The sequence below is a fragment of the Mesorhizobium sp. M1409 genome, from assembly GCF_040317535.1.
GTDB lineage: Bacteria > Pseudomonadota > Alphaproteobacteria > Rhizobiales > Rhizobiaceae > Mesorhizobium.
Genome location: NZ_JAMYKV010000109.1, coordinates 1 through 5998, shown reverse-complemented (window position 1 = coordinate 5998; position 5998 = coordinate 1). Strand labels below are relative to the sequence as shown.

General features: G+C 59.3%; 4 protein-coding genes and 5 pseudogenes. 7 read left to right on the top strand and 2 right to left on the bottom strand.

All coding sequences use genetic code 11. The features are described 5' to 3' along the window. The 3 genes and pseudogenes from NKG99_RS35110 to NKG99_RS35100 all read left to right on the top strand — a co-directional run. Positions 1–242: pseudogene (locus NKG99_RS35110) on the top strand (hypothetical protein); the annotation flags it as partial. Then, a complete protein-coding gene (locus NKG99_RS35105; RefSeq protein ID WP_352874027.1) occupies positions 239–1099 on the top strand; it encodes a 4'-phosphopantetheinyl transferase family protein in 861 nt (286 codons plus the stop codon). The pseudogene NKG99_RS35110 and the gene NKG99_RS35105, both read left to right, overlap by 4 nt. Before the next feature lie 347 nt (positions 1100–1446). Next, a complete protein-coding gene (locus tag NKG99_RS35100) occupies positions 1447–2082 on the top strand; it encodes a MaoC/PaaZ C-terminal domain-containing protein (protein WP_352874025.1) in 636 nt (211 codons plus the stop codon). A 318-nt stretch (positions 2083–2400) separates the two neighbouring features. Here NKG99_RS35100 and NKG99_RS35095 read toward each other — a convergent pair. Beyond that, positions 2401–2867: pseudogene (locus NKG99_RS35095) on the bottom strand (transposase); the annotation flags it as partial. Positions 2868–3077: 210 nt separating this feature from the next. On the opposite strand from NKG99_RS35095, the pseudogene NKG99_RS35090 reads away from it, so the two are divergent. The 3 genes and pseudogenes from NKG99_RS35090 to NKG99_RS35080 form a co-directional block, all read left to right on the top strand. Continuing rightward, a pseudogene (locus NKG99_RS35090) lies at positions 3078–3797 on the top strand (LuxR family transcriptional regulator); the annotation flags it as partial. A gap of 104 nt (positions 3798–3901) precedes the next feature. Continuing rightward, positions 3902–4533: pseudogene (locus NKG99_RS35085) on the top strand (acyl-homoserine-lactone synthase). An 18-nt stretch (positions 4534–4551) separates the two neighbouring features. Beyond that, positions 4552–4935 carry a transcriptional regulator domain-containing protein gene (locus NKG99_RS35080; RefSeq protein ID WP_352874023.1) on the top strand — a complete coding sequence of 128 codons (384 nt, stop codon included), beginning with the start codon at positions 4552–4554 and terminating at the stop codon, positions 4933–4935. 295 nt (positions 4936–5230) lie between these two features. Here the strand turns inward: NKG99_RS35080 and NKG99_RS35075 are convergent. Next, positions 5231–5496 (bottom strand): annotated as a pseudogene (locus NKG99_RS35075) (hypothetical protein). A 121-nt stretch (positions 5497–5617) separates the two neighbouring features. Between NKG99_RS35075 and NKG99_RS35070 the strand changes: the two are divergent. After that, positions 5618–5836 (top strand): helix-turn-helix transcriptional regulator, encoded by a 219-nt coding sequence (locus NKG99_RS35070; RefSeq protein WP_023730016.1) that lies wholly within the window; start codon positions 5618–5620, stop codon positions 5834–5836. Positions 5837–5998: the final 162 nt, after the last annotated feature.

Here is a 5998-nt window from a genome sequence, read left to right as displayed (position 1 = left end):
TTGCTGAGGCCTTGCCCTATGCTGAACTGCCACTGCATGACCAACTCCGCAATAAAGCGGCGCTCAGCCCCGAGGCTCCCGCCGTTGTTTCTGAAGCTGCGACCCTCACCTACCGTGAACTGGACGACCTAAGTGAGGCGCTGTCCAGACAGCTCGCTGCAGAAACGGAGGGAGCATCATGCCCTGCAATGCTATCCGTCACATCCGGCAAGCGATGCGGACAACTGTTGGATCCACATTGACTGAACAGCGATTCCCGGCGGTGGCAACGCTGATGGGGTCTAAGCAAGGCCCAGCGCCGGCGAGCGCGGCCCACACCATGCGCACTTTAGCCACCAAGCACCTGATTGCTCTCTCTGCCCGTTCGCTCGGATTTCTTAAAGACGTCACCTTACACGATACGGGATATGTCGATGCGGTTCTAGTGTATGGCCGGTTCGATTTCGAGAGCTACAGGGACGACCTGTTTTATAACCTCGCCTTAGCCTGCCCCCCCAGCTTGTCCACGGCTCTACCGATACGCCGCGCCGAATTTCTGGCCGGTCGCGCGCTGGCGCAGACGGCATTGCAGGCGCTGGGCCAGCCTACTGCCGAAATTCCCATCGGTTCCGATCACGCCCCACTCTGGCCAAGCGGGTCTACAGGTTCAATAACCCATGCACGGGGGCATTGCGCTTGTTTCGCCATTTCCGATCCAGACTGGCAAGCTGGTGTGGACGTCGAGCTGATGGTCAGCGGCCATGCGCTGGAGTCGATCCTAAGCATGACGGCTAACGAGCAAGAACGTGCCTTGATTGCTCGACAGACGGCGCTCCCTCCAAATCGGCTGGCCACGCTGCTCTTTTCGGCTAAGGAAACACTTTTCAAAGGACTCTACCCTGTGGTGCGGCACTTCTTTGGGTTCGACTGTGCTGAAATACGGACGCCGCCAACAAACGGACGCTTACGGCTGCATCTAACGCAAACCCTTTGCCGCGAATTACCTGAGGGTGAATCTTACGACGTCCGCTTTCATAACACTGCCGACCGTGTATTGACTTGGATAGCAGTGCGCCGGTTACGAAGGAATGTCTGGTCATCGGAAGATATGCAAGTATAGCGGTCTGCCAAAAGATTTCGAGGCAATCAGGGGCACCACCGTGGGCAATTCTATCGCTGTGTGTTGCCGCGGTACACAAAATCACCGACCTCGCACGGGACCCTGAAGATGATGCCCGACAGCATTGTGGTCTTTTCAAGTTGAGGCCATGTTACTGAAAAGTAGAAACGATATGACTGAAACAAAAGCAGCACCGAGCAGCGTACACCGCCCTACAATCGCTGGTCTGGCAAAAAGGACACGACGTTCGAGAGCATTGCGCTCCGAGAGGAAGTCGGACCCATGGAGCTCGAAGTAACTGATGGCCTAATCAAGCAATATGCGTTTTGCCAAGGTGCCTATAAGTCATGGCATTTTTTAACACCTCTCCATTCGGCGGGCCGATTGCCCACGCTGCTTTGCTCGCCAACGATCTGATGACTGTCTACTATACGCATATGACCGCACCACAAGCTGGCCTGCACACTACTAACGAGCTCTTCTTTCACGCCCCAGTGCCTATGGGGGAAACTGTCACGATCACCGGTCGCTTCACTGACAAATACGTGCGACGCGACAATGGCTATGTGGTTTTGGAAGCGGAAGCTGGCGACCGCCAGGGTAATCTGCTCATTTCATACCGACACGTCGAGATCATGCGCATCCAAGCCGGCTCGGTTATCGGCCCGTCGAGTGCGCCGCCGCCCGACGATAAGATCGTTCCCGAGACGAACAACGCTAAACCTATTGACAAAGCTGCAGCTGGAATTGCACCGGGAACACCAATAATGTCTACACCGAAAACGTTGTCGCAGGAGCAAATCTCAGTCTATGCGTGCGTTGGCGAACACGAGCGGAATCTCCACAATGACATTGAAGCGGCTCGCAAGTACGGGCTTGAAAATACGATTGCGCAGGGATTGCAGACTGCGGGATACTGTTCCGAACTATGTACAGATTTTTTTTGGCGTTTCTTGGTTCACTACCTGCCGACTGAAGGCTAAGTTCATTCGTCCAGTCTATCCTCAGTCGGCACTTACTGTCTCTGGAAAAGTCTCATCTCAGAAAGCCGAGGGCGACGCGACCAGGTCGCACCTGGAAATCTGGGTAAAGGATCAACACGACCGATTGGCAACGGTAGCATGGGCATCAGCGCAGCACGACGATTAGCCCGCCTTATTCATGACGCCTCTGGGTTTGTTTGGCGCTGAGCGGCGAACAGGTGTCGGCGGGGCGTCTTTTTCACCGCGGCTGTATCTGACTTGTGAACGCGCTGGGGATTTTGAAGCTATTTGGTTCGACGGGAGCTGCTGCCCCGGCGGTCATGGTCCAGCGCGCTGCAGATTGCTGGCGAGCGCCCGCAACAGGCTGGCCTCGGGACAGGCGGCGGCGAAGGCCAGGCGGACGCGCGAGGCGGTTTCGATGACGCGGGCGCCGGGCTTGAGGAGCCTGAGCCGCAACGTGGCGAACTCGGCTTTGCCGAGATGATGGGATGTGGGCACCGCCTGGCGCAGGGTGAGCATCAGCCAGTATGCGGCGGTGTGCAGGACGAGGCGCACCTGGTTGGCGATCGGCGAACGGCAGCTGGTGCGGTCGGAGGCAAGTTGGCTCTTGTGCATCTTGATCAGGTTCTCGGCCTGGCCGCGGGCGCAGTAGATCACGTCGTAGAGGTGCTCGGCCGAGCTGCTGTCGAGATTGGTGACGACGAAGCGGATGTCGAGGCCCATCGCGGTCGCCTCAATCGGGCGCAGACGCGACGCTCAAGCTTCCAGGACTTCGCCTTATAGCGTTCACCCTTCGAAGAGTCCGGCGGTAACTGCGGTTGGCGATGGTCGGCGCGGAAATCGCGCTAATTCCGCGGCATTTCATCGAGATGGTCGTCACATATCGTCCAATGCCTGCAAGATTGGCCGCGCTCATGCCAGGAGGCTGACCGTCGCGTATACACGTCAGGGCGGTCGCGGCACAGACAGATCGAGATTGAGTTCAGAGCAATGACATGCAAATTGTCTTCGAGACATTCCTGGAAAAGCTGTCGGAGAGTGTCGATGAAACAGATTTCCGGGAAGCCATGGCCAGCGCGGCCTCGGGACTTGATCTACTCACGTTTGCCTATCTGTCCTTGCCATTGCAACCCTCCGGCGAGCCCAAGCTGATCTCGAATTATCCGCCTCCGTGGACCGCGCACTATCTGCAAAACCAGTATCAGAGAGTCGATCCCGTCATCATGCGTGCGCGACGTGCCGGATGTCCCTTTCGATGGGGATCGGATCTTCGTGGCGTTGAGACATCGCAGGTTCAGCAAGGGCTATTCGCTGAAGCGGCAGAGTTCGGCATGCGCTGTGGATTGACGATCCCGATTGTCGATCGCAGGGGCTGTGTTGCAGCGATGACCTTTGCCGCGCATGAGCCCAATTCCGCGTTCCTGCGCGTTGCCGAGCGGTATGAGCAGGCGCTCCAACTCATGGCGACGTGCTTTCACATTCATGTTCGCCGCAAACTCTCGGTCAATCGAATGGTTGACGGCATTTTGCTGACACCACGTGAATATGAGTGCCTGCAGTGGGCGGCGCGCGGCAAGTCAGCCTGGGATATCGCCTGCATCTTGGGCGTCAAGCCGCACACCGCCGCTTTCCATCTGGACAATGCCAAGAAGAAGCTCGGCGTGCGCACCAAAAATCAGGCCATCGCGCTGCTGGCCTCCTCACGATGTTCTATTTCTGAGCAACTGAATTCGTCCTTGGTTCCCGTGTGCATGTGCACAGGCTGTTGCGGCGGCGAATTCGCCTCAAGTGGCAGGGTCATTCCTGCGAGGAGGCCCTCATGAAGCAGCTTATTGCATCCGATTGGTACGGCGACTTTGCGACGAACTGCACGCAATGCACCGTCTGCGATACCGCCTTTTCAAGGAGCGGTTCGACTGGAAAGTGCGGACGAATGGCGGGTAACAGATCGATTCCTTTGATGCATCGAAGCCGCACTGTCCAATTTTGCGAGGTTCCGCCGGCCGTGTCGACGGTTGCCTCCGACTGTTTTCGTCGAACGGGCCGACGATGCTTCGGGACACTTTTCCGGTACTGTTGGAGGGGAAGACGGCGCCCCAGGAACCGAGCGTCTGGGAAAGCAGCCGCTTTGCGCTCGATGTTGCTTCATCCGCCCCGAAGGGGGCCGGCGGAATTGCTGTCGGCACTTACGAGCTCGTCGCCGGCGTGATCCGAGTTCGGCCTGTTGAGCCGTCTCAGCCGAATTGTCACGGTTACCGATCTGCGTATGGAGCGCATCCTTCGCCGCGCCGGCTGGCCACTTGCGCAGATCGGCGAACCGCACACAATCGGCACCACCCGCGCTGTGGCCGGATATCTCGACGTCTCAAACGCAAGGCTGGATGCGTTCGACGGAACGGCGGTTTTCATGGGGCGGTGCTGTGGGCGCCGGTGGCCTGCAGGGCCGCGTGATGTCGGGTCGTTGCCGTCGTGATTCTGGCGGCTCTGGGTCATGAGCCGGGCAGAAGGCAGCACCGCGGACTGGCCGGATCGTGGGATAAGAGCTCGTACGACTACACCGCTCATCTGACCCGGCAAGACCGGGCTTGGGAGTTCTTGCGGCGAAATCGGGCATTCCGGCATGATTTGGCCCGATGCACTGGAGCGGACCGAATGGCTGGAAGATCGGACTTCGCTCGACATCATCGCGTCGCGCGTCGACCTGGCGCGTTCTGTTTCGCGGACTCTCTCAGGCGTGATGTGGCCGTATTTCTGGTGTCCATGCCCGGGTGCGAGTGTTACTCAATCCGTGCGTCGCCATATCGACGCGATCTTGCCCGCCGGGCAGTTGAGACATCGGCTGTGGGCCTTTGAGTGTATCAGCAGTTTTAGCTGCGCCCGGACGACTGCCAACCCCTGTTTCCGCTGGAAGCGCGTGGCCGACGCCTCCGCTTCGTCCTCCAGGCGTTCGACGGTTCGCTGGCGGGGGTGCACCGGGAAATGCCGAAGCCCTGATCGGCGAGCCGCGGGTTCAGGCCGACCGGTGAGATCCTGCCGATCATCTGCGTGAAGCCGTTCGCCGCGCCATCCAGGACAGCCACGCGCTCATGAAGACGAGTACAGGGATTTCCTTGCTTGAAAGGCGTAACGGAGCGCACAGCGCGATTGTTCAGCCGGTGAACAATTTCTTGTAGCAGTTGTGACCATCCAGTTCGCACGGTCGAGATGACTACGAAGCACCTTCCTGGCGCGCTCCGGCTCGCGTGCTGGATCGATGCCGAGGATCAGGTGGGCCATCTCTTCTTCGCTCGCATCATCGGCGGAGGCGTCTAGGAGCCGCATATAGGTCGTGAAATGCGCTTTATCGTAAGCCGTGAGGCTGTCCGACGAGTGCACTTCGTCGGCAATCGGCGTGTTCCATTTAGGCTGTAACATCGCTGGTTATATCTCCGGAAAACGGCCTCCGCGAAGCCCCTCCGCCAGCGGATTTAGATGCTCGATGTGGATTACATATTATAGTTGATAAACAAGCTGCCTAATCCGCTGGCTGTCGTGCATGGATATGCGCAGGTTGGTCGGACGTAATGTGCAGAGGATCAGGCTGAGGAAGCGTCTGACGCAGGAGCAGCTTGCCGAGATTTCCGGGTTCAGCCAGCAGTACATCAGCGGCTTGGAGAAAGGCCGAAGAAATCCGACGATCATCACGATCTATGAACTGGCATTGGCCCTCGGCGTCAGCCACACGGATCTGGTTCGGCCCGACAAACAGGCCTGACCCACCCGACTTCCAAGTAATTGCTACGGGCCCGGGGGGGGGGGGGGGGGGGGGGGGGGGGGGGGGGGGGGGGGGCCCGGGGGGGGGGGGGGGGGGGGGGGGGGGGGGGGGGGGGGGGGGGGGGGGGGGGGGGGGGGGGGGGGGGGGGGGGGGGGGGGGGGG

Bases quoted from the DNA above. Each gene is read 5' to 3' on its own strand.
- NKG99_RS35100 (WP_352874025.1), top strand. From the start codon at position 1,447: ATGGCATTTTTTAACACCTCTCCATTCGGCGGGCCGATTGCCCACGCT.
- NKG99_RS35070 (WP_023730016.1), top strand. From the start codon at position 5,618: ATGGATATGCGCAGGTTGGTCGGACGTAATGTGCAGAGGATCAGGCTG.